Origin of the sequence: Sphingomonas sp. (assembly GCF_965227385.1) — a bacterium.
Classification (GTDB): Bacteria; Pseudomonadota; Alphaproteobacteria; order Sphingomonadales; family Sphingomonadaceae; genus Sphingomonas.
On sequence record NZ_OZ245750.1, the window covers coordinates 1,707,276 to 1,731,843 of the forward strand.

General features: G+C 66.2%; 23 protein-coding genes and 1 pseudogene. 12 read left to right on the forward strand and 12 right to left on the reverse strand.

The window, feature by feature from the left end; all coding sequences use genetic code 11:
• Positions 1 to 48 precede the first annotated feature (48 nt).
• From ACO05N_RS08085 to ACO05N_RS08100, 4 genes are all read right to left on the reverse strand, one after another.
• Positions 49 to 660 (reverse strand): GntR family transcriptional regulator, encoded by a 612-nt coding sequence (locus ACO05N_RS08085; RefSeq protein ID WP_310037797.1) that lies wholly within the window; start codon positions 658 to 660, stop codon positions 49 to 51.
• Positions 657 to 1,538, reverse strand: a complete 882-nt coding sequence (locus ACO05N_RS08090) for a phytanoyl-CoA dioxygenase family protein (protein WP_310037796.1) — start codon at positions 1,536 to 1,538, stop codon at positions 657 to 659. The genes ACO05N_RS08085 and ACO05N_RS08090 overlap by 4 nt, the downstream gene beginning before the upstream one ends.
• A 14-nt stretch (positions 1,539 to 1,552) precedes the next feature.
• Complete coding sequence (locus tag ACO05N_RS08095; protein ID WP_310037795.1) at positions 1,553 to 2,170, reverse strand: acyl-homoserine-lactone synthase; 618 nt, start codon at positions 2,168 to 2,170, stop codon at positions 1,553 to 1,555.
• Between the two features lie 79 nt (positions 2,171 to 2,249).
• On the reverse strand, positions 2,250 to 2,987 hold the full coding sequence (locus tag ACO05N_RS08100; protein WP_422056631.1) for a LuxR family transcriptional regulator: 738 nt from the start codon (positions 2,985 to 2,987) through the stop codon (positions 2,250 to 2,252).
• A gap of 365 nt (positions 2,988 to 3,352) precedes the next feature.
• Here ACO05N_RS08100 and ACO05N_RS08105 point away from each other — a divergent pair.
• From ACO05N_RS08105 to ACO05N_RS08130, 6 genes and pseudogenes are all read left to right on the forward strand, one after another.
• Positions 3,353 to 3,400 (forward strand): annotated as a pseudogene (locus ACO05N_RS08105) (hypothetical protein); the annotation flags it as partial.
• 31 nt (positions 3,401 to 3,431) lie between these two features.
• Positions 3,432 to 4,049: a DNA -binding domain-containing protein gene (locus ACO05N_RS08110; RefSeq protein ID WP_310037792.1), complete on the forward strand. Its 618-nt coding sequence runs from the start codon at positions 3,432 to 3,434 to the stop codon at positions 4,047 to 4,049.
• Between the two features lie 713 nt (positions 4,050 to 4,762).
• Positions 4,763 to 5,887: an ArdC family protein gene (locus tag ACO05N_RS08115; protein ID WP_310037789.1), complete on the forward strand. Its 1,125-nt coding sequence runs from the start codon at positions 4,763 to 4,765 to the stop codon at positions 5,885 to 5,887.
• Complete coding sequence (locus ACO05N_RS08120; protein WP_310037786.1) at positions 5,884 to 6,300, forward strand: DUF2958 domain-containing protein; 417 nt, start codon at positions 5,884 to 5,886, stop codon at positions 6,298 to 6,300. Before ACO05N_RS08115 ends, ACO05N_RS08120 begins: the two co-directional genes overlap by 4 nt.
• Positions 6,301 to 6,384: 84 nt before the next feature.
• On the forward strand, positions 6,385 to 8,238 hold the full coding sequence (locus ACO05N_RS08125) for a ParB/RepB/Spo0J family partition protein (protein WP_310037784.1): 1,854 nt from the start codon (positions 6,385 to 6,387) through the stop codon (positions 8,236 to 8,238).
• Positions 8,239 to 8,408: 170 nt separating this feature from the next.
• Positions 8,409 to 8,852: a hypothetical protein gene (locus ACO05N_RS08130; protein WP_337846595.1), complete on the forward strand. Its 444-nt coding sequence runs from the start codon at positions 8,409 to 8,411 to the stop codon at positions 8,850 to 8,852.
• 57 nt (positions 8,853 to 8,909) lie between these two features.
• On the opposite strand, the gene ACO05N_RS08135 is transcribed toward ACO05N_RS08130, so the two are convergent.
• A complete protein-coding gene (locus ACO05N_RS08135; protein ID WP_310037779.1) occupies positions 8,910 to 9,320 on the reverse strand; it encodes a thermonuclease family protein in 411 nt (136 codons plus the stop codon).
• A 484-nt stretch (positions 9,321 to 9,804) separates the two neighbouring features.
• Between ACO05N_RS08135 and ACO05N_RS08140 the strand changes: the two genes are divergently transcribed.
• The 6 genes from ACO05N_RS08140 to rlxS all read left to right on the forward strand — a co-directional run bounded on the left by ACO05N_RS08140 (position 9,805) and on the right by rlxS (position 14,769).
• Positions 9,805 to 10,125 carry a DUF736 domain-containing protein gene (locus ACO05N_RS08140; RefSeq protein ID WP_179510978.1) on the forward strand — a complete coding sequence of 107 codons (321 nt, stop codon included), beginning with the start codon at positions 9,805 to 9,807 and terminating at the stop codon, positions 10,123 to 10,125.
• 179 nt (positions 10,126 to 10,304) lie between these two features.
• On the forward strand, positions 10,305 to 10,526 hold the full coding sequence (locus ACO05N_RS08145; protein ID WP_310037777.1) for a helix-turn-helix transcriptional regulator: 222 nt from the start codon (positions 10,305 to 10,307) through the stop codon (positions 10,524 to 10,526).
• A complete protein-coding gene (locus tag ACO05N_RS08150) occupies positions 10,519 to 11,115 on the forward strand; it encodes a S26 family signal peptidase (RefSeq protein WP_310037774.1) in 597 nt (198 codons plus the stop codon). The genes ACO05N_RS08145 and ACO05N_RS08150 overlap by 8 nt, the downstream gene beginning before the upstream one ends.
• On the forward strand, positions 11,103 to 11,732 hold the full coding sequence (locus ACO05N_RS08155; protein ID WP_310037772.1) for a lytic transglycosylase domain-containing protein: 630 nt from the start codon (positions 11,103 to 11,105) through the stop codon (positions 11,730 to 11,732). Before ACO05N_RS08150 ends, ACO05N_RS08155 begins: the two co-directional genes overlap by 13 nt.
• A 320-nt stretch (positions 11,733 to 12,052) precedes the next feature.
• Complete coding sequence (locus tag ACO05N_RS08160; RefSeq protein WP_422056632.1) at positions 12,053 to 12,412, forward strand: hypothetical protein; 360 nt, start codon at positions 12,053 to 12,055, stop codon at positions 12,410 to 12,412.
• A gap of 344 nt (positions 12,413 to 12,756) precedes the next feature.
• On the forward strand, positions 12,757 to 14,769 hold the full coding sequence (gene rlxS, locus ACO05N_RS08165; protein WP_422056633.1) for a relaxase/mobilization nuclease RlxS: 2,013 nt from the start codon (positions 12,757 to 12,759) through the stop codon (positions 14,767 to 14,769).
• A 628-nt stretch (positions 14,770 to 15,397) separates the two neighbouring features.
• Here the strand turns inward: rlxS and ACO05N_RS08170 are convergent.
• The 7 genes from ACO05N_RS08170 to ACO05N_RS08200 form a co-directional block, all read right to left on the reverse strand.
• Positions 15,398 to 15,637, reverse strand: a complete 240-nt coding sequence (locus ACO05N_RS08170; protein ID WP_224921311.1) for a hypothetical protein — start codon at positions 15,635 to 15,637, stop codon at positions 15,398 to 15,400.
• Positions 15,634 to 17,616, reverse strand: a complete 1,983-nt coding sequence (locus tag ACO05N_RS08175; protein WP_422056634.1) for a heavy metal translocating P-type ATPase — start codon at positions 17,614 to 17,616, stop codon at positions 15,634 to 15,636. The genes ACO05N_RS08170 and ACO05N_RS08175 overlap by 4 nt, the downstream gene beginning before the upstream one ends.
• Entirely contained in the window at positions 17,613 to 20,837 is a 3,225-nt protein-coding gene (locus ACO05N_RS08180; protein WP_337846597.1) for an efflux RND transporter permease subunit, read from the reverse strand. The genes ACO05N_RS08175 and ACO05N_RS08180 overlap by 4 nt, the downstream gene beginning before the upstream one ends.
• 3 nt (positions 20,838 to 20,840) lie before the next feature.
• Entirely contained in the window at positions 20,841 to 22,031 is a 1,191-nt protein-coding gene (locus ACO05N_RS08185; protein WP_310037761.1) for an efflux RND transporter periplasmic adaptor subunit, read from the reverse strand.
• Positions 22,032 to 22,033: 2 nt separating this feature from the next.
• Positions 22,034 to 23,311: a TolC family protein gene (locus ACO05N_RS08190; protein WP_310037758.1), complete on the reverse strand. Its 1,278-nt coding sequence runs from the start codon at positions 23,309 to 23,311 to the stop codon at positions 22,034 to 22,036.
• Between the two features lie 60 nt (positions 23,312 to 23,371).
• Positions 23,372 to 23,707: a hypothetical protein gene (locus tag ACO05N_RS08195; protein ID WP_310037757.1), complete on the reverse strand. Its 336-nt coding sequence runs from the start codon at positions 23,705 to 23,707 to the stop codon at positions 23,372 to 23,374.
• Positions 23,708 to 23,906: 199 nt separating this feature from the next.
• Positions 23,907 to 24,554, reverse strand: coding sequence for a cation transporter (locus tag ACO05N_RS08200; protein ID WP_310037754.1), 648 nt, complete (start codon positions 24,552 to 24,554; stop codon positions 23,907 to 23,909).
• Positions 24,555 to 24,568 lie beyond the last annotated feature (14 nt).

Sequence of the window (24,568 nt, forward strand, 5' to 3'; positions counted from 1 at the left end):
TACGGATTCTATATCGAGATTGTTTGGCGATCAGCGGAATCGTGACCGTTAGTCGGCCCGGTACACGGCGCGGACAATGGCCGCCGCCGCGCGACGCCGTCGACGGTGGTAAGCCGTGTTGAGACGGCGGAGCAGGTTGCGCTCCCCAGCCTCTGCTGCTGCCGTCATGGCAGCCAGTTCCGCGTCCACATTGTCGAGCACGTGGGCTTCAACCGTGCGGACGGCATGGAGCCTTGCATTGAGACGATCGACTGCACGCGCGTGCTCGCCATTCGGCGAGCGCCGGGCAATTGCGAGGAACGCCTCTGCGACGCGATCGGCGATCGGGTGCCCGTCCTGCGCACGCGGGGGAAGGACGATTGCAGCGTGTGGACGCGGCCAGGCATTAATCGCGAGCGCGATCAGTTCGGCGGACCAGTCGTACAAGTCTTTCAACGCCGGTTCGTCGAGCGCCGGCACATGGAATCCGTCGCCGGTGCGCGTCTCGACCAGGCCTTCGCCGGTGAGCAGGTGAAGGGCGTCGCGGACCGGCGTCACGCTCGATGCCAGCGGAACCGCCAGGACCGCCGGGTCGAGCCGGTCGCCCGGCCTGAATTCGCGGCCCATGATGCGGGCCTTCAATGTCTCATGGACCCGTTCCGCGGTCGCGCCCGAATTCATGGCGCAGCTCGCTGCTCTTGGAGATAGGCGTCGATCATCGCTTGTTGATCGGGGCGCAGCGCATCGATTGCGCCCAGCGGACGATCGCTGTCGTCGCCGAGCAGGACCGAAGGACACTGGCCCTCATAATTGCCGAGATTGGGGCGGTGCTGACGGTAACCGACGAGCGCGGCCAGTTCTGGCGGAAAATGCCGCGCCACCTCTGGTGGATAAGCGAGCCACTGATTCTCGTAAGGTTTGAGCCACCCGAGCGAATAGCCGATGACCAGACCGCGCCGAACGGCCATGCTGGTGTTGGCACCCGCCCCGTGCAGCGCCGACCCGAGAAAGATCAGCGCGCCGCCAGGCTCCATTTCGGCCGCCACTGGCGTCTCGACGGGTTCCGGGTTGAGCGCCTGCGGCCCGTGGCTGCACGGCCAGACCAGCGTGGCACCATTTTCTCGCGTAAAGGACGTCAGCGGCCACATCACATTGACGAGATATTCGATCTCGCCGGTCGGTCCACGCCACATGTCCTGATCCCGGTGCGGCAACTGCGCCGGCGCGCCCGGATGCACCGCGATCGCCTGGGTGGTGTTAAGCTGGATCCGGTCGCACCACGGCGACAAGACCGCCTCGACGATGCCGAGGATCAGGGGGTGCTGGACCAGCGCCGCAGCCTTTGGCGAGCGGACGAGAAGTCGACCGAATCGCTTGGTCGTCGTGCCGTAGAATCCGCCCTGACCAAATGGCGTCCGGGCGAAATGCGCTGCGAGATCATTGTCGAGGGCACCGACCGCCGCGGGCGGCAACGCATCCGGGATGTGACAATAGCCCCGGGTAGAGAGTTCGGCGGTGCGTCGCGCAATTTCGCCGGCGAGGTCGAACATATCCGTCATCGAAATGCTCCCTATCAGGCTGCGACGCGCCGGCCGTCGAACGGCATCGGCCTTGCCGCGATGCCTGCCGCGGCAAGCAACCCTGGCGTCTCGGGCGTGATGTCGATGCGAAGCGCTGCCAGCATCGTGCCGCCGACGATCCCTGGGAGACCCAGCGGCATGCAGCGCCAGCCGAATGCCAGGATTTGCTGGAACCAGCCGATTTCGGCCAGCGCGGTGTAGGTGGTAATACCGGTTGCGAGCGCATGCTCGACCAGTCCCGTTACCAGCGTATCGCGCACGATGCGCCGCTGGGCTGCGTTCAGCCGCCGATCGAGGCAGAAGCGCGTGATCTCGAAGATGCCCGGTCCCTTGGGCGGGACCGCTTCGCACAGCTCGGCATAGAGGCTGTCGAGAATATGTGGGCGCCATGTCGGCAGCAGGCGGGCCGATCCGAGATGAGTGCCGTCCGCTTCGGTGAGGACAAGGTAGGTGGCATGGATATTGTCGAACTGGTCAACCTCATAGGCATCGTCGAGCACGGGCACGTCCCATTTGAGCAGATCGACGAAGACGGATTTGCGCGCGGCGAACATCGCGCGGAGCGTGACGTCCGATGCCGGGCTGCCGGTGGACTGGAGGACTTGCAGCATGTCGGTGGCTCCCTGACCGAGTGATCGGCCAAGGGTCGGCGAGGAGCAGGCTGCGCCGCTATCCCGGAAAAGGGGTATATCAGTGGCGGACGAGGTCGGTGAAGGTCAGCGTTCCGTCGAACAGCGCCCGGATCACCAGCAATGTCCGCTTGCTTACCCCGTAACGCTCGCAGGCGTCCTTGATATGGCGCGCGACCGTCTCTTCGCTGATGCCGAGGATGATGGCGATCTCCCAGTCGCCCTTGCCATGCGCAACCCAAAGCACACAATCACGCTGACGATCGGTCAGCGGCCGTTGCCGTGCGACCGGCATATGACCGCGGATGCTCCACAAGCGTCGCGCGGCCTCGAAGGCGAAATTGCCCGCGAGTTGCGCCACCGGCAATATCGTCTCGGGCACCGGCCGGCCCGCTTCGCTGGCGAACGAACAGGAGCCGCGCGCTTCGCCTGGGACATGCGCCGGTATTGTGAAACCGTCGCCGATTCCCTGATCGCGACCAAGCGCCAGCACCTTGCGGTCGCACGCCGTGAGCGGAATCATATCGGGCATGCGCGACCAGCAAAATCCCATGCTCGTCACATGGCTTGCCCGATGGACCGGGTCGGTGACGCCAAGCGCGTTGCCGTCATAATAGTCGGCCCATTGTGCCGGATAGTTGTGCAGCCGGATCGCGCTGTTGCTTGCCGCAACGATGTCGACATGGTGCGTCAATGCGAAATACTGGAAACCGAGCTCGGCGGTGATCGCTGCCATCGCCGCCGCGAGGTCGTCGGCACTTGCGACATCTTCGACGACGTGCATGAACCGCACTGCCATTGCGTGCAGGTGCATCGGGCATCAGCGCAATCGCGGGCGGCGTCTCAAGCCACCGCAGTCCCGGCGATCGTCCTTTCACGCGGGTACGGGCCGAACGGTGGGATCTCAAACCAGCGCACGGCGAATCTAGCAATAAAAGTGCAGTATCACAGCGGGTTCTTCCGTCAAAGCGCCAGCGCCTCGGGAACAGGGTATGCGCACCGTAAAGGATTGAGCTTCCGGTCCATTGTGGAGGCTTCGTCCCGCAGTGTCAGGATGCCGCCGGGATCGGACCGGTGAGCGGTTCCGCAAGGAAAGACGCTTCTACCGACTGGCGCAACGGATCGAGCTATGATCGATTGCGTAGCATCGATCGCGCGGGGCTGATGTGGGAATGGCTGCGCCGCGATCCCAGCTATATCAGCTGGTATGCACGTGCCAGCACGGCGACGCGCGGCACCGGCGATGCCATGCCCTGGGGGCTGCACTTTCGCCGAGCATCCCGACCTCCAGGCCCCGGAGGCGCGGATCATCTGGCATGCCGATTTCGATCCCGGGGCAATTGCCGTTAACGCCGAGTCGGCGGACCCGTCCGACCCTGACAGTATCTGCATCGACCGGATCGCCCCCTGGCTCGCGATTGCGACCGACGCGGTTGGACGCGAGCATGTCGTCCTGTCCGATGGCTGGCATCATATTCGGCTCGATATCGAGGAGGGCCGTCTGGCGGGCCAGGAAGCGGTTCTGTTGCATTACAGGTTGCGGGGGCTTGCGTCGGCGGAGGCCCGCTTGCTGCCGCTCCGCCGATTTCTCGATCTGTGTCGCCATCGCCGGTTCGCCCGCTCGCTCTTTCCCAGCGATGTCCGGATCGATCGGGGTATCGATATGCTGCGTGTCCATGATGCGATCGGCCAAGGTGCGAGCCAGCGCGAGATCGGTGCGATCCTGTTCGGCAGCGAGCGGGTGGCGCGCGACTGGAATGACGTGTCGGATTCGCTGCGCTCGCGGGTCCGGCGGCTGGTACGCGAGGCTGGTGCCATGGCGCGCGGCGGATATCGTCATTTGATGCGGCGCAAGCCCTAGCCCACGCTTGGGTCGGGTGGACGCGGTGCGCCTTATCGCTGGACCGATCGGGTGTGCGAAGCGATGGCGCCTCACGCCGGTGAAGCGGCGCGACCGCGCTCTACGGCTCGAAGCCGGGCTTCGCGCCGCCGAGCCCCGTTGCGGGTCTCGGCCTGACGGTGACGATCGGCTGGCGCGGGTCAGCGATGCTGACCCTGACGGAGCGGGGCTGAGGACGCACACTGCCGGACTGCTGCGCGGGTGATCCCACAAAGTCCCGCTTTGTGGGCCGCACAGCAGCCCGGCAGGGTGCGACGCCTGAGGCGGCCCCGCAGGCACTCCGGCCTCTCGGGCAGGCGGTGCGCCCGGTTTTGCAACACCGGCGACAGGTGCCGCCTGGCCTTGCAAAGCCCGACCCTGCACCGCTCATCCGCCCGCGCCGGCCGGGGGGCCATCCCTTCGTTGGCGGCGGCTTTGCCGCCGGAAACGGCTGCGGTCGCCGCTCGCGCGGCGGCGCTGTTGGTGGCCTCTCCCGGTGGCGCGGGAGTGGGCGGCGCTCCCTGCTAGGCCCGCTCGCGGCCCCGGCAAGCCGGGCTGTGCCCGGCTCCTTCACTTACGTTGCGGCCCTTCGGGTGCCGGAGCCGCTCAAGCGGGCCTCTCCGGTTCGCATCTTGCCGCCCACCCCCGCTTCCGGGGAGGCCCTGGTGGTTTTGGGGCGGTGCAGGAGGTGAACGATGCGTGCTTCAACTTGCCATCGCGCGCGCGGCACGGGCCGGAAACCCGCCGCGTCCCGCGCCGGAAGACCAACCCCGGCCAAGCCCGGAAGCGAGTCCGAAACGGCCCGCGTCAACCTCTATGACGAGGTCACCGCCCGGATCATCGCCGAGCTTGAGGCAGGTCGTTTCCCGTGGGTTCAGCCTTGGGCGACAGCCGGTGCCCCTGGACGTCCCGATGGCGACGGCAGCGCGGCCAGCCCCGGTCTCCCGCGCAACGCGCTTACGGCCCGGCGTTACTCTGGCGTCAATGTGCTGATCCTGTGGGGCGCGGTGATCGAACATGGCTATCCTTCGCAGGGCTGGCTCACGTTCAAACAGGCGCTTGAGGCGGGCGGCTGCGTGCGCAAGGGCGAGCGCGGCACCACGGTCGTTTACGCTGACCGCTTCATACCCGAGGCCGAAAAGGCGCGCGCCGTCGAAACTGGCGGCGACGCCAAGGCCATTCCCTTCCTCAAACGCTTCACCGTGTTCAACGTCGCCCAGTGCGACGGGCTGCGTCCCGGCCTCGACCCGGACCCGGCCCCCTTGCCCGAACGCCAGATCGTGCCGGTTGCCGAGCAGGTCATCGCGGCGAGCGGCATCGACTTCCGCGTCGGCGGCAATCGCGCCTTTTACGTCCCGGCGCAGGATTATGTGCAGGTGCCGCCGCAACCGGCCTTTTTCGAGCAGATCAATTATTATCGGACCTGCCTGCATGAGCTGACCCATGCCACCGGTCATCCGTCGCGGCTCGCGCGCAACCTGACCACCGGCTTCGGGTCAAAGGACTATGCCCGCGAGGAACTGGTCGCCGAAATGGGTTCGGCTTTCCTCTGCGCGGCGCTCGGCATCGTGCCGACCGTCCGCCACGCCGACTATCTGGCATCGTGGCTCGAGGTGCTGCGCGAGGATAACCGCGCGATCTTCCGCGCCGCCAGCGCCGCAAGCAAGGCTGCCGACTGGCTGCTGGCGCGGCACGCCGCCGCCCAGGCCGAGGCTGTCCAAGGCGACACTTCCCATGATGACTCTGCCGAACGGAGGGCGACGAGGCCCAAGGTTCCGGCGATGCGCAGCATCGCTGGAACGACGGAGGAGGGGGCATGATCCTGCTCACCCCCGAACTTCGCGCCGTGCTGCGCGTGAACGCCGAACGCTCCGCCGAGTGCGATCATGATCCCGCGCCGGTCGTCAAATTCTTCAACCCGCTCGGTGCGGCGACATGGCTGGCAACCGAACTTTACGACGATGGCGACACGCTGTTCGGATTGGCCGACCTTGGGTTCGGCTGTCCCGAACTCGGGCATTTCAGCCTGTCGGAACTGGCGGGCATTCGTCTGTCGTTTGGCCTCGGCATCGAGCGCGATATCGACTTTTCGACCACCGCCAGCCTGTCGGTCTGGGCCGACATCGCGCGCCGCGCCGGTTCGATCAGCCAAGCCCAATCAATCATCTGGCGCATCGAGTCCGCGCCGGTCCCCGAGCTTTCGACCGACCCCGAGCACGGGAGAGGCGGATGACGTGCGGCGCGTAACGCCGCTTTGTAAGCCGGTCCGCCAACCCCGGAAAGAGCGACGGACCGGCACTCACAAGGAGTGACGACAATGAAACTCGATTTTATCCCGCTCGACAAGCTGGTCGTGAGCAAGGCCAATATGCGCTACGGCAAAAAGGCTCCGGACGTGTCCGATATCCTGCCGACCGTGCGCAGCCGTGGCGTCATCCAGCCGGTCATCGTCCGCCCGAACTGCGCGCCCGATGGCTATGAGATCGTCGCCGGAAGCCGTCGCTTCCACGCCGCCAAGATCGTCGCCGAGGAACGGCGCGCGACGGGCGATGCCGATCCCGATGCGGCATTACTCCCCTGTGCGATCCTCGACGAGGGCGACGATGCCGCCGCCATCGAGGCGTCGATGATCGAGAATATGGCGCGGCTCGACCCCGATGAAGTGACGCAGTGGGAGAATTTCACCCGCCTCGTCCGCGAGGGCCGCACGGTCGAGGACATCGCCGCGACCTTCGGATTGCCCGACCTCACCGTCAAGCGCGTGCTGGCACTCGGCAACCTGCTCCCTGCGATCCGCGATCTCTATCGCAAGCAACGGATCGACGCGGCGACCGTGCGCCACCTGACGATGGCGTCGAAGAGCCAGCAAAAATCATGGCTCGCGCTTGCCGGCGACGAGAATGCCTATCTGCCGACCGGCCACCAGTTAAAGGCTTGGCTGTTCGGCGGGCAGTCGATCCCGGTCAAACATGCGCTGTTCGACGTCGAGGCGAGCGGCCTTGCGACGATCGCCGACCTGTTCGGCGAGGACCGTTATGCCGCCGATCCGCAAGCCTTCTGGACTGCGCAGAATGCCGCAATCGAGGCACGCCGCGCCGCCTATATCGAGGCGGGCTGGGCCGACGCGATCATCGTCCCGCCGTCCGATCATTTCTCGACATGGGAATATGAGAAAGCGGGCAAGCGCAAGGGCGGGCGCGTCTATTTCGACGTGCGCGCGAGTGGCGAAGTGATTGTCCACGAAGGCTATGTTTCCGGCAAGGAAGCCCGCCGCATCGCCAAGGCCGAGGGATCGCAGAACGGGACCGGTCAGAAACCGGCGCGACCCGAGGTCACGTCGACGATGCAGACCTATATCGACCTGCATCGTCATGCCGCCGTCCGCGCTGCATTGACCGGCCATCCGGCCATCGCGCTGCGCTTGATGGTCGCCCACGCCATCGGCGGCTCTCACCTGTGGACGGTGAAGGTCGAGCCGCAATCCACCCGCAACGACGAGGTGCGCGACAGCCTCGACAACAGCAAGGCCGAGGCGGATTTCGACGAACGCCGCCGCGCAGTGCTGGCGGTTCTCGGTTTCTCGCCCGAGGAGCCGACCGTGACCGGGGGTAGCATCGAAACGGAGGGCGACGACTATGGCGTCGTCGGCATCTTCCACCGGCTGCTCGACCTTCCCTATGCAGTCGTCATGGAGGTGCTCGCCATCGTCATCGGCGAAACGCTGGCTGCGGGCAGCGCCGCTGTCGAGGCGGTGGGTATCGAGATCGGCGTCGATATGGCCCGATACTGGCAGCCCGACGACGCCTTTTTCGCGGTCGTCCGCGACCGGGAAGTGCTCACGCGGATCGTCGCCGAGGTGGCGGGCGAAACCGTCGCCAGCGCCAACCGGCAGGAGAAGACCAAGACCCTGAAACGGATTGTGCGCGACCAACTTGACGGCACCAATGGGCGCGACCGGCGCGAAAACTGGGTGCCACGCTGGATGGCGTTCCCGCCCACCGCCTATACGGCGCGCGGCGGCGTCGGCACGGTCGCGGCCCATGCCAAGGCGCAAGCCGCCCGCGCGGTCGAGCGGCGCAGCCCGGGCGACGAGGAGCCAGATCCGGGCGCACCGGGCGCGGTGATGGCCGTGCCGGACTCCGACGACGAGGCCGACCGCCTCGCCGCCTGATTGCTCGCGGGCGGCGGCAAACCCGCCGCCCGCATCCTTCCATTTCTGAAAAAATTCGGCCGCGCGCCCGCGCCAGCAATCGGGTCGGTCATACCCCCGGTATGACCTGAACAGCGCGGGGCGCTGTTCACCCGTTGCTCGGGCGCGGGCGCGCGGCAAAGGAGATCATCATGGCCGACCGTGTATCCGCGAGCATCACCATCGGCGGCACCTTGCCGCGATCCTTGTTGCCCGATTTTTTCGCGCTCATTCAGGAGCAGGGACTGTCCACCGAATGGGACGGCGAACCCTTCACCCCCGCGATGGTCCGCGAGGGCATGTCCCTTGAACTCATGGCGCATGAAGTGGCCTGGGGCCGGTTCGAGCGCCTCGAAAGCTGGTGCGTCGAGCATGATCTGCCCTTCGCGCGTTGGTCGGGCGGTTATTGCGGCCAATGGGGTGCCGAGCGCGCCGTGTTCACCGGCGCGGGTGAGGTGCAATGCTATGCCGCCGACGAGGACGACTATCTCCTGATCGGTCGCTGCACCGTCGAGCGTCTCGGCAGCTACGCAGCGATCCTCGGCCACTTCGCGGCGGGCGATTTCGCCGTGCCGCCGTTGCGGCTGATGCCGTGAATATCGGCCGCACCCCGGCCTGCTGGCGCGGGCCGGGGCGCGGCTGGTTCCTTATTTTCATCGCAGCGCGCGCGCGCACCAGTCGGGCTTCCGCTGCCAGCGCGGCCACCAGCGTGCGATGCCGCTCGCCGCCAGTTCGGACCCGACATCGCGACCGGCCAGCGTCACTTGGGCGACCGTGCGGTTGTAGCTGCGCCCGACCCGCATGACGGTGACAGTCCGGCCATCGAGCAGCGTTCGGGCACGCGCGGTCGCGGCCCGGCCAAGTACGATCTCCGCTCTACATCTGGCCTGTCCCGCTTGCGTCTCCGGGGCGTCGATTCCGGCAATGCGGATGCGTTCGCCGCTCTCCAGCCGGAAGGTATCGCCGTCGATCACAAGGCCGACACGCCCCTGGTCAGGCGGCGCGGCGGCGATCAGCAACAACGCCGCGCAGACGGCCGAAGTATGGAGGACGATCCCCGACATGGTGCGGGCCGCAATCGCCTTCCACGCCGGACCCGAACCCCCGATCTGTCGTCATCGGCCATGCTGACGGCAGTCGCGGCAGCGTCGCGCTGCGTGCGGCGGAGGATCGATCCGATGAGGCTCCGGTAATGTCCGCGCAACCCGCTGTCCGATCCATCGCGTGGGTGAACCGACGGCATGATCGGGATCGCCACTGCCATCTCCCGCACCGTTTTCGGCTCCTCGGGCGCATGACCTGGGACGGCCGCAGTCCCGCGAAACCATCGCCGCGCGGCTTATTTCCCCGCCCGCGCCCACCCCACGCGGCACGCCGCGCGGGACCCCGAGCTTGCGGCCTCCTCCCGCTCGCTGCGCTTCAAATAAGCCTTCGGCTCCGGTCCTCCGCTTCGCTCCGGCCTGTCGGTTCGCGGGCCTGCTTTGACCGTCCCTTCGGTCCGCCCATCGCCCGGAAACGGTTCGGGGCGACTTTCTAAGGAGACGAACAATGCCAGCCATCGGTTATGTCACCCGCGACGGAAATGGCTTCAAGGGCCAGCTCAAGACGCTCTCGATCCGCACCGACATCGAGATCATTCCCAACACCCGTAAGTCCGGCGACACCCAGCCCGACTACCGGGTGTCGGCAGCCGGCGTCGAGGTCGGGGCCGGGTGGGTCCGGCGCGGCGAAATGAGCGGCAAGGACTATGTGTCGCTGTCGCTCGCCGCCCCCGAATTCGGTCCGCGCCGGCTCTACGCCAACCTCGGCCGCGCCGCCGGCCAGGACGACGATGACGCCTTCGCGATCATCTGGAATCCCGCCGACTGAGCGAAGCGCCCCGCGTCCCGAAAGGACGCGGGGCATCGCCACCGGCCCGAAACGCCGGTGCCAATTCGGGGGGTCGGAATCGCAGGGGTCGATTTGCGACCCTGCCGAAGACGACCGGATCGATCCAATCCGCGCTCATCAGCCGACGCCGGGTGCGTGGGCGCAGATGGAGCTTCATCATGGATACCGCCGAACGGGCGCAGGCCGCGCGCGAGACCTGTCCCTTCCTCACCGCCAAGCAAGCGGCTTTTCATCTCGGCCTCGCCTACTCGACGCTGAAGCGCCTGCGCCACACCGGCAAGGGGCCGAAATGCCGCCTGCATGGCCGAACCTGGCGCTATCATATCGACGATATCGAGACCTGGTCGGCAGCCCGCGCGCGCGGAGGCGACCGTGGTTGAGCGCCGGATACGCGACCGCCCGCTCCCGCTTCTCGCCTGGTTTGAGGTTCGCCGCGCGGAACGTCAGCGCATCCGCGCACGCCGCCTGCGCCTGGGGCGACGCGCGGCGCTGCTCGGTATCGGCGTCGCTTGCCTTGGCGTCACGATCGCCGTCCCGCCGCTGCCCCGGCTGGTGTGGAACGCGAGTGCGAGCGCACCTGTCGGCCTCTATGCCGTGTCGCCCGGCGCGCCGCTCGAACGCGGTGACATGGCGATTGCCTGGCCGCCAATCCAAGCACGGCAACTCGCCGCACGCCGCCACTATCTTCCGAGCAACGTGCCACTGGTGAAGCGGGTTGCTGGCGTTGCGGGAGACACAATCTGCGCAGTGGATCGCGTCGTGACGGTCAATGGCAGGCCAGTCGCAACGCGCCGTGCCGCCGACGCAGCGCGCCGTAATCTACCCGCGTGGCGGGGGTGCATCCGGCTTGGACGTGGCATGCACTTCCTGCTCCTGACCGAGACCCCGGACTCGTTCGACGGGCGCTATTTCGGACCGACGCTGGCGCAGGATGTCATTGGCAAGGCGACCCCGTTGTGGCTGCGCTGAGGACGCTCGCGCTCGGCCTCGCGCTGCTCGTCGCGACCCCCGCCGCCGCCAATCCGTCGGGAACCGATCCGGTCTCCCGCTGGCGCGCCGAGATCGCCGAGGCGTCCGCCCGGTTCGGCGTGCCGGTCGCCTGGATCGAGCGGGTGATGCGCGCCGAAAGCGGGGGCCGGACCATGCTTGGCGGACGACCGATCACCTCCCATGCCGGCGCGATGGGGCTGATGCAGTTGATGCCGAGGACATGGCTGGCGATGCGGGCCGCGCACGGCCTGGGGCGCGATCCCCATGATCCACGCGACAATATTCTCGCAGGGACGGCTTATCTGCGCGCGATGTATGACCGGTTCGGCTATCCTGGGTTGTTCGCTGCATATAACGCGGGTCCCGGTCGCTACGCCGCCCATCTCGCCACCGGCCGTGCGCTGCCAGCCGAGACGCGCGCCTATATCAAACAGGTGTCGGGCGGGCCTTTGATGCCATCCCCATCGCGCGCGTCGCAGCCGCCATCGACCTTGTTTGTCGTGCTTCGGCCCAGCAATCTGTCGGCTGATCCATCGCGATCGCGCACGCCGGACGCGCCGCCAGATACGCTGTTTGCGATCCGCGCACCCCGTTGAGCCTGCATGTGTTGCTGCGTCGAAGGGTGCGGACTGCGCGGGCATCGCGCCACCTTGGATGTTGGAGGGGCTCGTCTCGGCAAGGCCCAGCATGACGGGCGGCGAAGCGGCTGTGCAAGGCCGGCGGCCCCTCCAATTTTGCCGCGAACCGGAGGCTGCTGCGCAGCCGCGTTGTTTGTTTGCAGCGCAACAAAATCGGTTCCTCCGCCGCCGCTGCGCGGCGCTTCCGGCTTCGCCTCCAGCGGCCCTGACAGCCGCCTCGCCACCCGTCTTCGGATGTCTGTCCTCGATGAGGAGGATTTCAAGCAAAGGAGGCGATCATGACCATGTTTCAACCCATCGGTGTAACGTCGGACCGCGTAGTGGCGACGCTGGTGGCAGGGCTCGAAATCGAGTTTGGGCGGGGCGCAGGCGAGGCGCTAGCGACACGGTTTCTAGAGGCTGAGGAGAGCGATTTCCTGTGGGAAGCGAGGGCCTCAGAACACTGGCTCGGTGCGTATCCGGCACATGACGAAGAGGATATCGAGCTCGATCGGGTGGCGATCACGGGACGGTTGGATGGCCGCTGGTTCGTCGCGGTGAGCATCGTCGATGGCGATGGGATGGCGCAGGGATTGATGGGTCGGCGCAACTTCAGAAGCGAACGCCAGGCACGCGAAGCGTTCGCAGCGACGCATTGATCGCAGCATCGCAAACGCCGGGACACAGGTGCCGGACAGGCATCGTGTCCCGGCTCATTTTTGCCTCGGCTCAGGCCAGATGGGCAGGCATCAGGTCGGCGGAAATTGGCGACAGGAGCGGTTCCGACGGGAGGGTGGCGTAAGGCAAGATAAAGCTATGGCACTGGTGTTCCATAAGCCTTTGTCTGCACATCGTTTTTTGGAACCGCCACCGGCACTGCTCTCTCGGCACCCGTGCCGTTCGGCCCGGACATGGCGGTATTGCACCACATTCGGCGGCACCGGTTTTCAGGGGAACCGCACAGGGTCATGCTTGCCGCTCCGCACCCCTTGGAATCACCACAATGGCCGACGACGACAGCTTTGAACCGCGCCTCGGGCGCCAGCGTCAGCAGGGTGCCAAACGCGCCCGGCGCTATCTCGGCCGCGTCCTTGCCGCCGCCAACCTTGCGCGCGGCGGCGCGGTGGCTTCCGGTCTCGCGCGTGGGGCGTTCTCAGGCGTCCGGATCGGACGCGGTGCGGGTGTCGGACGCCTGCTCGCCAGCCGCGGCAAACATGCCGCCGCGAACGGCCGCCGCGTCATCGTCAAGGCGAGCATCGTCAAGCTCGCCGGCAAGGGCGCATCGACCGCTGCCGCGCATCTGCGTTACCTCCAGCGCGACGGCACGACGCGCGAGGGCGAGCGGGGTGCGCTCTACGGGCGCGATGCCGACGCTGTCGACGGCAAGGCGTTCGGCGGACGGGGAGCTAACGATCGCCACCAGTTCCGCTTCATCGTCTCGCCCGAGGACGGCGATCAATATGACGATCTGAAACCGCTCACCCGGCGGCTGGTGGCGCGCATGGAAGAGGATCTTGGAACGAAGCTCGACTGGGTCGCGGTCGACCATTTCAACACCGGTCACCCGCACACCCATATCGTGGTGCGTGGGAAGGACGATCGTGGTGCCGATCTCGTCATCGCCCGCGACTATATGACGACCGGCATCCGCGAGCGTGCCGCCGAGCTGGTCGATCTCGACCTTGGCCCGCGCACCCACCGCGAAATCGCGCAGACGCTGCGCGTAGAAGTCGAGCAGGAGCGCCTGACCTCGATCGACCGGGCCTTGCTCAAGGGGATGGACGCCGCGCGGATAGTAGCGACCAACGGTCGCGATGCCGCCGACCAGGCGCTGCGCGCCGCCCGGCTGGCGAAACTGTCGCGCCTGGGCCTGGCCGAGCCGCTCGGCGCGGGACGCTTCCGGCTTGTGCACGACCTTGCCGATACGCTCCGTGCGTTGGGTGAGCGCGGCGACATCATCCGCACGATGCAGCGCGACTTTTCCCGTGCCGCGACCGTGCGGGCGCCGGCAGATCGGGCGATCTACGATCCCGCCGCGTCCGGTGCCCGCCCGCTGGTTGGCCGCGTGCTGGCGCGCGGGCTCGCCGACGAACATGCCGATCGCCATTATCTGATCGTCGACGGGGTCGATGGGCGCAGCCACTATGTAGCGATCGGCAAGCCTGCCCTGAGCTTCGTCGATGGTGGCAAAGAAACCGATGCCAGCTTGCCGCGCGGTGCGATCGTGCGGATCGATCCGGTAAGCCCGACCGTGCGGGAGGTGGATCGGACCATCGCCGCGGTCGCCGCCGCGAATGGTGGACGCTATGATGTGGATGCCCATCTTCGCTACGATCCGGCCGCGACTCAGGTCTTTGCCGAAACCCATGTCCGGCGGCTGGAGGCGATGCGGCGGACGTCGGGCATCGTCGAGCGCGAACCCACGGGCCGCTGGATCATCGCGCCGGACCATCTGGCACGTGTCTCGGCCCATGAAACAGCGAGGCTACGGGACCGTCCGGTCGCGATTACCTTGCTGTCGTCGCAGCCGCTTGACCGGCTGGTCGATGCCGACGCCGCGACCTGGATCGATCGCGAGCTGATTTCGGCCGCGCCTGAGGCGGTTCGAGATGCCGGGTTCGGACGCGAGGTGCGCGAGGCTCAGGCGCGGCGTCGGCAGTGGCTGGTGGTGCAGGGTTTCGCAGAAGAGGCGGGCGGCGGCACGCCGTTCCCAAAAAGCATGGTTGCGGTGCTTCAGCGGCGCGAGCTGCTGCGTGTCGCGGGCCAGCTCTCCGACGAACTCAAAGTGCCGTTCCGCGAAGCTGCCGAAGGCGACCGTGTCGAGGGCCGTTATCGCCGCCCGGTCGACCTTGTCAGCGGGCGCTTCGCGCTCATCGAACGGTCGCGGGATTTTACGTTGGTGCCGTGGCGCCCGGTGCTTGAGCGGCAGGTTGGCAAATCGGTTTCAGGGTTGATACGCGGCGACGGGATTAGCTGGTCGATTGGGCGTGGTCGAAGCGGGCCGGGGATTTCATGAACAGGCCGCTTTCGTGACGGTCAAGTTAGGGAGAAGGCTGCAACCGACCGCAGTCGGTCAAAATCAACCGTACCCGGCGATCATCGTGACGTCCGCCCTTGAGAAACAGGCCGATAGGGCGACCCAAACAGACATTCGGCAACGCGCTCGCCTTGTCGTAGCTCAAACAGCTTGCGGCGACCTCCGAAAGCACTCCTTCGGTCAGCGCGACGGTCGGTCCGGAACGTGCGGCCAGTCCTCATGATATCTAACCGAAATCCGTTCCACATCTTGATAGTTGGTCTCGGCCATGTAGGCACTGAATGATCGACTACCCCGGCCTCGGCGCGAAGATGGTCCAGGCCGGGTTGCAATCGTCTGCGGGTCGCGCCGATCGGAAAACATGGCAGTTACGTCGATATGGCCACGGCCAGCCCTGTACACTCCGCGGCTCGGTCGAACGGTGCCGACCACCCTTATGCCGCTTCCGACCTGATAGGCGTGGAGCCAGTAAATCCTAATCGGGTCGTTGGGCACGTTGATCGCCAAAGGCTGCAACGGGATCGGCTGCAACGTCGCACACCCTGAAAGCACAATCGACAGCGCCAGCGCTGCAAGCGCCAGATGCGGTCGCGGACAATCAACCATCCTACTTCTCCTGATTATTGTTGCGGCGGACGCCCATTCGCCAAGGGCGCAGCGGGGAGGGCAGTACAAGGCGTAGCTGCGCCGCCCGTCCGCGGATGGCATCAACCGTCCGGTGTAACCTTCGCGCGATCTCGCCCGGAGGGTGTCGCGCCTCGATCATCTGTATCAGCGCGGCATCGTCGGCCTCGGTCCATGGGCGCGGCTTGCGGCGCGCGGAGGTGTCGGTCGGATCGCTGCTCATTGGCGATACGCCAACAGACGAAGGGCATTGAACACGACCAGCAGTGTCGATCCCTCGTGGATCATCACCGCCGGTCCGATGCCCAGGCCCAGGATCGTAGCGGGCACGAGAAACCCGACGATGCCAAGGCTAACCACCAAATTCTGCCGGATGATGCCGCGCGTTTTGCGGCTTAGACCGACCGCGAAGGGCAGATGGGCGAGGTCATCCGCCATGAGCGCGACATCGGCGGTTTCCAGCGCCACGTCCGAACCGGCGGCGCCCATCGCGATGCCGACCGTCGCATTGGCCATCGCCGGCGCGTCGTTTACGCCATCGCCCACCATCGCGACCTTCGCTTCGCCACGCAGCTTGCGGATCGCCTCGACCTTGTCTTCGGGCAGCAAATCGCCCCATGCCTCGTCGAGGCCGACGTCGCGCGCAATTGCCTCGGCAACCTTCTGGTTGTCGCCCGAGATCATGATCATCCGCGTGATGCCGAGCGCATGAAGACGCGCGATCGTGTCTTTCGCAGCCGCGCGCGGCGTGTCCATCAGCCCGATGGCGCCGAGATCGCGTTCGCCGTGACGCACCACCATCGTCGTTCGCCCGCCGTCCCGCAGCCGGGCGATGGCATCGCGCATGGCATCCGAAAGCGGCGCAATGCCATCAGTGCCGAACATCTCCGCCTTACCGATCAGCACCGGCTCGCCATCGATCTTCGCGGTGATCCCGCGTCCGGTCAGACTGGTGAGATCGGTCGCGGCGGGAAGCTTGATCTCGCCGAGCCGTTCCTCGCCGTCCTTGGCGATCGCACGCGCGAGCGGATGGTCGCTGAGCCGCTCGACCGCCACCGCGACCGCAAGCAGATCGCGCTCATCCACACCGTCCGCCGGGAGGATGTCAGTGATGCGCGGACGCCCTTCGGTCAACGTGCCGGTCTTGTCAAAGGCGATGGCCTTGAGCGATCCCAGATCCTCGAGCGGACCACCACCCTTCACCAGCACGCCGCCTCGGGCAGCGCGAGCGACACCGGATAGCACCGCGCTCGGCGTGGCGATTGCCAGCGCGCAGGGGCTTGCCGCTACCAGCACTGCCATTGCGCGATAGAAGCTGTCGCGGAACGGCTCGTCGATCACGACCCAGGCGAACAGCAGCACGACCGTGAGAAGTAGTACCGACGGCACGAACACGCGCTCAAACCGATCGGTGAAACGCTGGGTCGGCGACTGGCGCGTTTCGGCCTCGCTGACCAGTTCGACGACGCGCGCCAGCGTCGTCTCATTCGACTTGCGCGCGACCTCGACCTCGATCAGACCGCTGCCGTTGATCGTGCCGGCGAACACACGATAGGGCGCTTCGATCGTGTCCGATCTGGTGCGCGCCGCGGTTTCGTCGGGCACGGGCCGCTTGTCGACCGGCATGCTCTCACCCGTCACCGGCGCCTGATCGATGCTGGTCGTCCCTTTGACGATGAAACCATCTGCTGGCAGCCGCTCGTCGGGTTTGACAACCACCGTGTCGCCAACCACGAGTTGCTCGACCGGCAACTCGACCAGCTCGCCATCACGGCGCACCAAAGCTGTCTGCGGTGCCAACTCAGCCAACGCCTCGATCGCCCGTTTGGCGCGCCCCATGGCGTAGTTTTCGAGCGAATGCCCAAGGCTGAACAGGAACAGCAGCAGCGCGCCTTCGGCCCACGCGCCAAGCGCCGCCGCACCCACTGCGGCGACCAGCATCAGCGTGTCGATCTCGAACCGCTTGTGCCGCAGGTTGTCGATCGCTTCGCGCAACGTGAAGAAGCCACCGAACAGATACGCGGCGACGTAGCAGGCAAGCGGTATCCAGCCTGGCGTATTGGTCAGCTTCTCGAGCGCAAAGCCGATCGCGAGCAGCGCCCCGCACAGCAGCGCGAAGATCAGTTCGGTATTTGCGCCAAAAATCCCACCGTGCGCATGATCGTGCCGGCCATTTGGCTCGGGTCGGGCTTGATCGGTCATGCGATGGCCTCCGTTGGACCGACGTCATCCCGTTCAACCTCGGCCACGTCGGTCTCACGCCGGCCGTAACGGGCGTAGAGCGTGGGCAGGACGAACAGGGTCAGAAGCGTCGCCGAGATCAGGCCGCCGATGACGACTGTTGCCAGCGGCTTCTGCACTTCGGCGCCCGACCCGGTCGCGATCGCCATCGGCACGAAGCCGAGCGAGGCCACCAGCGCGGTCATCACAACCGGCCGCAGCCGGGCGAGCGCGCCCTGCCAGGCCGCATCGGCCCTCGCGACGCCGCGCGCCATCAAGTCCTGGATCGAGGTGACCATGACGAGCCCGTTGAGCACCGCGATGCCGGACAAGGCGATGAACCCGACCGCTGCCGAGATCGAGAATGGCATCCCGCGCAGGAACAGCGCGAGCACCCCGCCGACCAGCGCGAGCGGCACGCCGGTGAAGACGATCGCTGCGTCGCGCACGCTGCCCAATGCCCCGTAGAGCAGCAGGATAATCAGCGCGAAGCAGGCCGGCACGACCAGCATCAGTCGCTGGCTGGCCGATTGCAGATTCTCGAACTGCCCGCCCCATTCGAGATACTCGCCGGCCGGAAGACGCACCTCTCTGGCGATGGCCGCGCGGGCGTCTTCGACCACCCCAGCGACGTCGCGGCCCCGGACATTGGCCTGCACGACGACACGGCGCTTGCCATTTTCGCGGCTGATCTGATTGGGACCAGCGGTCACCGCGATGTCGGCGATGCTTTCGAGCGGAACGAATGCGCCATCGGGCGTGGGGACGGGAACCTGCCCGAGCGTTTGCAGATCGGCGCGCGCGGCGTCGGTCAGCCGGATCGTCACCGCGAAACGCCGATCACCCTCGAAGATCATCCCGGCGTCGCGCCCGCCGATCGCGGCGGCAAGCGTGTCCTGCATGACCTGCGCAGTGATCCCCAGCCGCGCCATCGCATCGCGGTTGGGCCGGACGTCGAGCATGGGCAGACCTTCGGTCTGTTCGACCCGCACATCGGTCGCGCCCTCAACGTTACGCAAAATGCCCGCGATCTGGTTGGCCGTTGCGTTCATCGTGTCGGTGTCGTCGCCGAACACCTTGACCGCGATGTCGCCGCGCACGCCCGCGATCAACTCGTTGAAGCGCATCTGGATCGGCTGGCTGATCTCGAATGCGTTGCCTGGCAAACTTTCCAGTGCCTTCTCGATCTTCGCAACCAGTTCCGCCTTTGGCAGCTTCGGATCGGCCCACTCGTTGCGGTCCTTCATGATGATGAAGGTGTCGGAGATGTTCGGCGGCATCGGATCCGACGCGAGTTCGGCGGTGCCTGTCTTGGAAAAGACGAACTTGACCTCGGGAATCGCCGAGATGGCCTTTTCAACGCGAAACTGCATCGTCTGGCTCTGCTCGACCGACGTGCCCGGCACGCGGAGCATCTGCGCGGTCGCATCCCCTTCATCCAACTGCGGCAGAAACTCCTGGCCCAGCGTCATGAACGCACCGATCGCCAGCACGAAAGCACCGACGGCGGCGGCAATCGTCGCGCGTGGCCGCTTCATTGCCTTGTTGAGACCCGGCTCGTAGCGCCGTTTGAGCCAGGTCATGATCCGGCCCTCCTTCTCCTCGACCGGCTTCGACAGCCAGATCGCCAGCATCGCCGGCACGAAGGTAAGCGAGAGGATGAATGCGCAGACCAGCGCCAGGATTACGGTCAGCGCCATCGGCGTGAACGTCTTGCCCTCGACCCCGGTGAGCGTGAGCAGCGGAACATAGACGAGGATGATGATCGCCTGGCCATAGACCGAGGGGCGGATCATTTCGCGCGTGGCGCTCGCCACCGCGTGCAGTCGTTCGCCCTTGTCGAGGGTGCGGCCAAGGTGATGCTGGCGTTCGGCGATCCGTCGCAGCGCATTCTCGACGATGATGACGGCACCATCGACGATCAGGCCAAAGTCGAGTGCTCCGAGGCTCATCAAATTCGCCGACACGCCGCCACGCAGCATACCAAAGCTGGTCATCAGCATGGTGATCGGTATGACCAGCGCCGCGATGAGCGCGGCCCGGAAATTGCCGAGCAGCAGAAACAGCACGACCACGACGAGCAGTGCGCCCTCCGACAGATTCTTGGCGACGGTCTTGATTGTCGAATTGACCAATCCCGTGCGGTCGAGCACCGGCTGGATGATGATATCGGTCGGCAACGAGGCGTTGACCTCGTCGAGCCGGTCGGCGACCGCCGATGCAACATTTCGGCTGTTCTCGCCGATCCGCATAACGGCTGTGCCGACGACGACTTCCCGACCATTTTCGGATGCCGATCCCATCCGTGTTGCCTGGCCGAGCTTTACCGTTGCGACCTGATTGAGCAGGATGGGCACGCCTTCGCGCGTCGCGATCACGGTGCGGGCAAGCTGGTCGGCATTGGCGATGCGCGCGTCGGAACGAACCGCGAGACCTTCACCGTTGCGATCGACGACACCTGCGCCGACCGCGCTGTTGTTCGCCTCAAGCGCTTCGGCAAGGTCGCTAAGGCTGAGTTTGAGCGCGGTCAGCCGCTGAACGTCCGGCACGACCTGATACTGCTTCACATAGCCACCGATCGAGTCCACGCCTGCCAGGCCGGGAACCGACTTGAGCAACGGCGCGACGATCCAGTCCTGCGCAGTGCGCAGATAGGTCGCCTTGTCAGCGTCGCTGACCAGCCGGTCGCCTTCCGGCGTGATGTAGCTGCCGTCGGGCTGGATGCCCGGCTCGCCGGCCTTGTGCTTGTCCTCGGGGCGATGAGCCATGTGGACGGTCCACATATAGACCTCGCCAAGGCCGGTCGCGATCGGTCCCATTTCCGGCGCGACACCCTCGGGCAGGTTTTCCTCGGCGGTGCGCAGTCGTTCAGCAACCTGCTGGCGCGCGAAATAGATGTCGGTGGCGTCGGTGAACACCGCAGTGACCTGCGCGAAGCCGTTGCGGCTGAGTGATCGGGTATATTCGAGACCGGGAATGCCCGCGAGCGCGGTCTCGATCGGGAATGCGACTTGCTTCTCGACCAGTTCGGGCGAAAGCGCCGAGGCGCGGACGTTAATCTGCACCTGGTTGTTGGTGATGTCGGGAACGGCATCGATTGGCAGCCTCGACAAGGAGACCGCGCCGATAACCGCGGCGATGAGGGTCAGGAGCAGCACGAACCAGCGCCGCTCGACCGCGAAATTGACAATGCGTTCGATCACGGATCAATGCCCTCCGTGCTCGGCTTCGCCCTTGGCGAGCTCGGCCTTGAGCGTGAAGCTGCCATTACCGGCGACTTCTTCGCGACCGGTTAGGCCGGACGTGACTGTGACCGTACCGGCGCCGCGAGCGCCGAGTGTGACCGCCTGGGCGCGAAATCCGGTCGCAGTGCGGACGAACACGGTGTTACGGTTTTCGACGGTCTGGACTGCGGCAGCCGGCACGCTGACCGCGCCGCCCCCTTCGCCGGGCAAACCCAATATCGCGGACACCGGTTCGCCGACACGCCACTGGCCGGCACGGTTGTCGATCAGCGCGATGGCGGCAACCAGGCGCGTCGTTTCGTCGAGCACTGGCGAGACGAAGCTGAGCACCGCAGCCGAGCGGCGGCCACCCGCGCTGATCTCGACCGGCGTGCCAACCCGCACGCGCGCGGCATCGGACGGTGAAAGCGAAATCGTTACCGCGACGCGCGACAGGTTGGAGACGCGAAACAGTTCGGCATCTGCCGCAACCGTTTGGCCGAGCACAACCGGTCGTGCGGTGATGCGCCCGCCAAGCGGCGCGACGACACCGATGCGGTTGAGTGCGCCACCGCCGACGCCAGCCGCAGAGACCTGCTGTTGGGCAAGGCGCAGTGCGATACCGGCCTCAGTCGCCGCGGTGCGAGCCGCGATAAGATCGCGTTCCGGCGAGACACGCAGCTTGAACAGCCGGTCTTCGCGCCGCAGATTGGATTGGGCGAGCGCCGAACGTGCCCGCGCCGCTTCGACCTCGGCCCTGAGCGACGCGGCTTCACGGCTTTCGATCACGGCGACCACCTGGCCGCGCGCGACGGCGTCGCCCAGATTGCGGTTGAGTGCGACGACGCGACCGCCAATCGCTGCGGAGACCACTTGTGTCCCCTGCGGATCGCCCTCGATCGTCGCCGGGAGCGTCAGCGCGCCGCCGCCGGAGGACAAGACCCGGACAACCTCGATGCCCGCAGCCTTGATCTGCGGTGCGGTCAGCGTGATGACGCCTTCCTCGCCTTCGCCTTCTCCATGGGCGGCTTCGTTGCCGCCATGATCATCCCCGGCCTCCGCACCGGCTTCCGTGGCCTCGCTGTTGTTGGCGGCATCCTCGCCACCTGAGCAACCTGCAAGCAGCATCGCCAGGACGAGCGGTGCCGCAGCCCCGCTTACGAGCTTTTTCATCGTCAATTCCCCGTTTGCACCGGCGTGGGAGCCGGTGTGGTCAGCCGGGCGAGACGCGCCTCGGCATCATGATATTGTTCGAGCGCATCGACCGCGGCGGTGCGGGCATCGAGCAGTGCCTGTTCGGCTTCGAGCAGGACCAGCTGGTCGAACTTGCCCTCGCCATAGCCAATGCGTGCGATGCGCGCGGCTTCCTGTGCGGCACTGAGTGCCGGACCAGACGCCCGCACGCTTGCCGCCGCCCGATCGCGGTCGGCGCGCGCCGCAGTGATCGCACGTTCAGCCTCGAAGCGAGCCACTCGCCGCTTGGCTTCACTCTGGTTGCGCAGCGCCGTGGCCTGCCCCACGGCAGCCCGGCCGTTGTTGAACACCGGCAGCGGCACCGAGACGCCCAAGACCATCGCCATGTCGCCGCTGGCCTGAAGACGGCGCGTACCCGCGCTTACCGTCAGGTCGGGGATGCGCTGGCTTCGCGCGAGGCGAAGTTGTGCATCGGCGGTGGCGACGTCGGCACCCGCGGCCGCGAGCGCCAACGTGCCATCCGCATTTGCCGGTGTCGCAGGGCCCGCCCGAACGTTGTCGATACGATCGAACCACGGCTGGTCGAGGGCACCGGGCAGGCTGGCGCCGACGAACTGGGCGAGCGCCAGCCGGTTCGCCTCGACGCTGCGCTGCGCACGCTCCAGCTCGGCTTCCGCGTTTGCCGCCAGCAAGGCAGCGCGCTGCTGATCGATGGGCGAATTCGCACCGGCTTCGACCCGGTCGCGCGCGATACGCAAATTTTCGCGCGTGACCCCAAGCTGGTCCTGCGCGATCGTCAGCCTTCGTTCGGCGGCGACCGCCTCAATATACGCTTGTGTGACTAGTAGCCTGAGGTCGGCTCGCGTGATCACCGCGTCAATCCTAGCGCGCGCCGTCTGCGCGTCGGCTACTGCGATGCGTGCGGGTCGCTTACCGCCGAGTTCGAGCGGAAGCGCGAACGCAATCGTTGTCTCGGCTTCGTTGATGCCCTTGTACGGGCCGGTGCCGATTACATTCTCGACATCGGCGCTGAGCGTCGGGTTCGGTCGCAACGCAGCGACTACACGACCCGCTTCGGCGGCTTCGATGCCGAGCGCCGCCACTTCGTTGGCTGGCGCGATCGCGCCCGCCTGAGCCAACGCTTCGTCAAGCGTTAGCGTCTCGCCAGCTGAGACCGGCGCGGACGATGTCGAACTTTGCGCCTGCGCAATCCCTGCGCACGACGCCGCGGCGAGAAGCGCCGCGTAGATGGACTTCATGATGGAACACTCCTGACAGCCACAAACAGCCGCCGGGCATCGGCCCGCGGCGGAGGGGCGTCAGGCTTGCGGAGGTCTCAACGCGGGGTCGGGCGCGGCCGCGACCAGCACACTCGCCGGGCCGCGATCACGAATATTCTCATGTGAGGTTAGCGTCGCTGTCACAGCGGCATCGTCGAGCGACGCGAAATGGTGGCCGTGGCAGCCGCCGTGCTGATGCGCGATGTTCTGGTCGCTCTTGCCGGTCTCCGGCGCGTTCTGATCGGCGTGATCCACGCCCGGCAGCGAGGGAGCCATCTCGACGCAGATCGACCGCTCCACGGCATGCGCGACCGGCGCAGTGCCGATCGACAGCAGCGCAAACGCACAAAGCATCAAGGTGAGCAGACGGATCATCGCGATGCCGCGTTATCCTGTCGAGGCCGGGTTGTCATCTGCAAAGTGTGCGCCAATGAAGTTGATATAGCGTATCATATCGCCGACGGAAGTGAATTGGGCCACCGTCATTTCGAGTTAACGCTTGAGACCATAAAGATCCTCGCCAAAAGTCTGAACTCATTCCGTATCGATGTCCGATGTATTTCATCTTCATCTTTCATTTGACTTGCAGACGGAAGATGCCGTGCTGCCCGGACGCGGAAATTTCACGCTTAGCCTGACGGATAATCTGAACACCGCCGGTGATCCCCAGGCCGGCCATGATCGCTGCCACGATCAGATCAGGCCAGGCCGTCCCGGTGCCGAACACCCCGACAGCAGCCATGACCACGGCGATGTTGCCGATCGCATCGTTGCGCGAGCAGATCCACACCGACCGCATGTTCGCGTCGCCCGCGCGGTAGCGGTAGAGCATCAGTGCAACCCCGGCATTTGCGATCAGCGCCACGAAGCCAATAACGCCCATCACCTCGGCCTCGGGCGTCTGTCCGTCCCACACTGCCCATAAGGTTGCGCCGAGAACATAGGCACCAAGCAGAAGGAGCGTTACGCCCTTGAACAGTGCGGCACGCGCCCGCCAGCCGAGCGCCATGCCGGCAACGCCGAGGCTGATCGCATAGTTGGCCGCGTCGCCCAGGAAATCGAGTGCATCGGCCTGAAGCGCTTTCGATCCGCCCGCGACACCGGCGACCATCTCGGCCACGAACATCGTCGCGTTGACCACCAGCGCGATCCACAGCGCGCGCCGCCATTTGGGGTCATTGTTCGCGTCGGACTTGTCCGACGCACAGCTGTTACACGCCATTGCCACCTCGCACG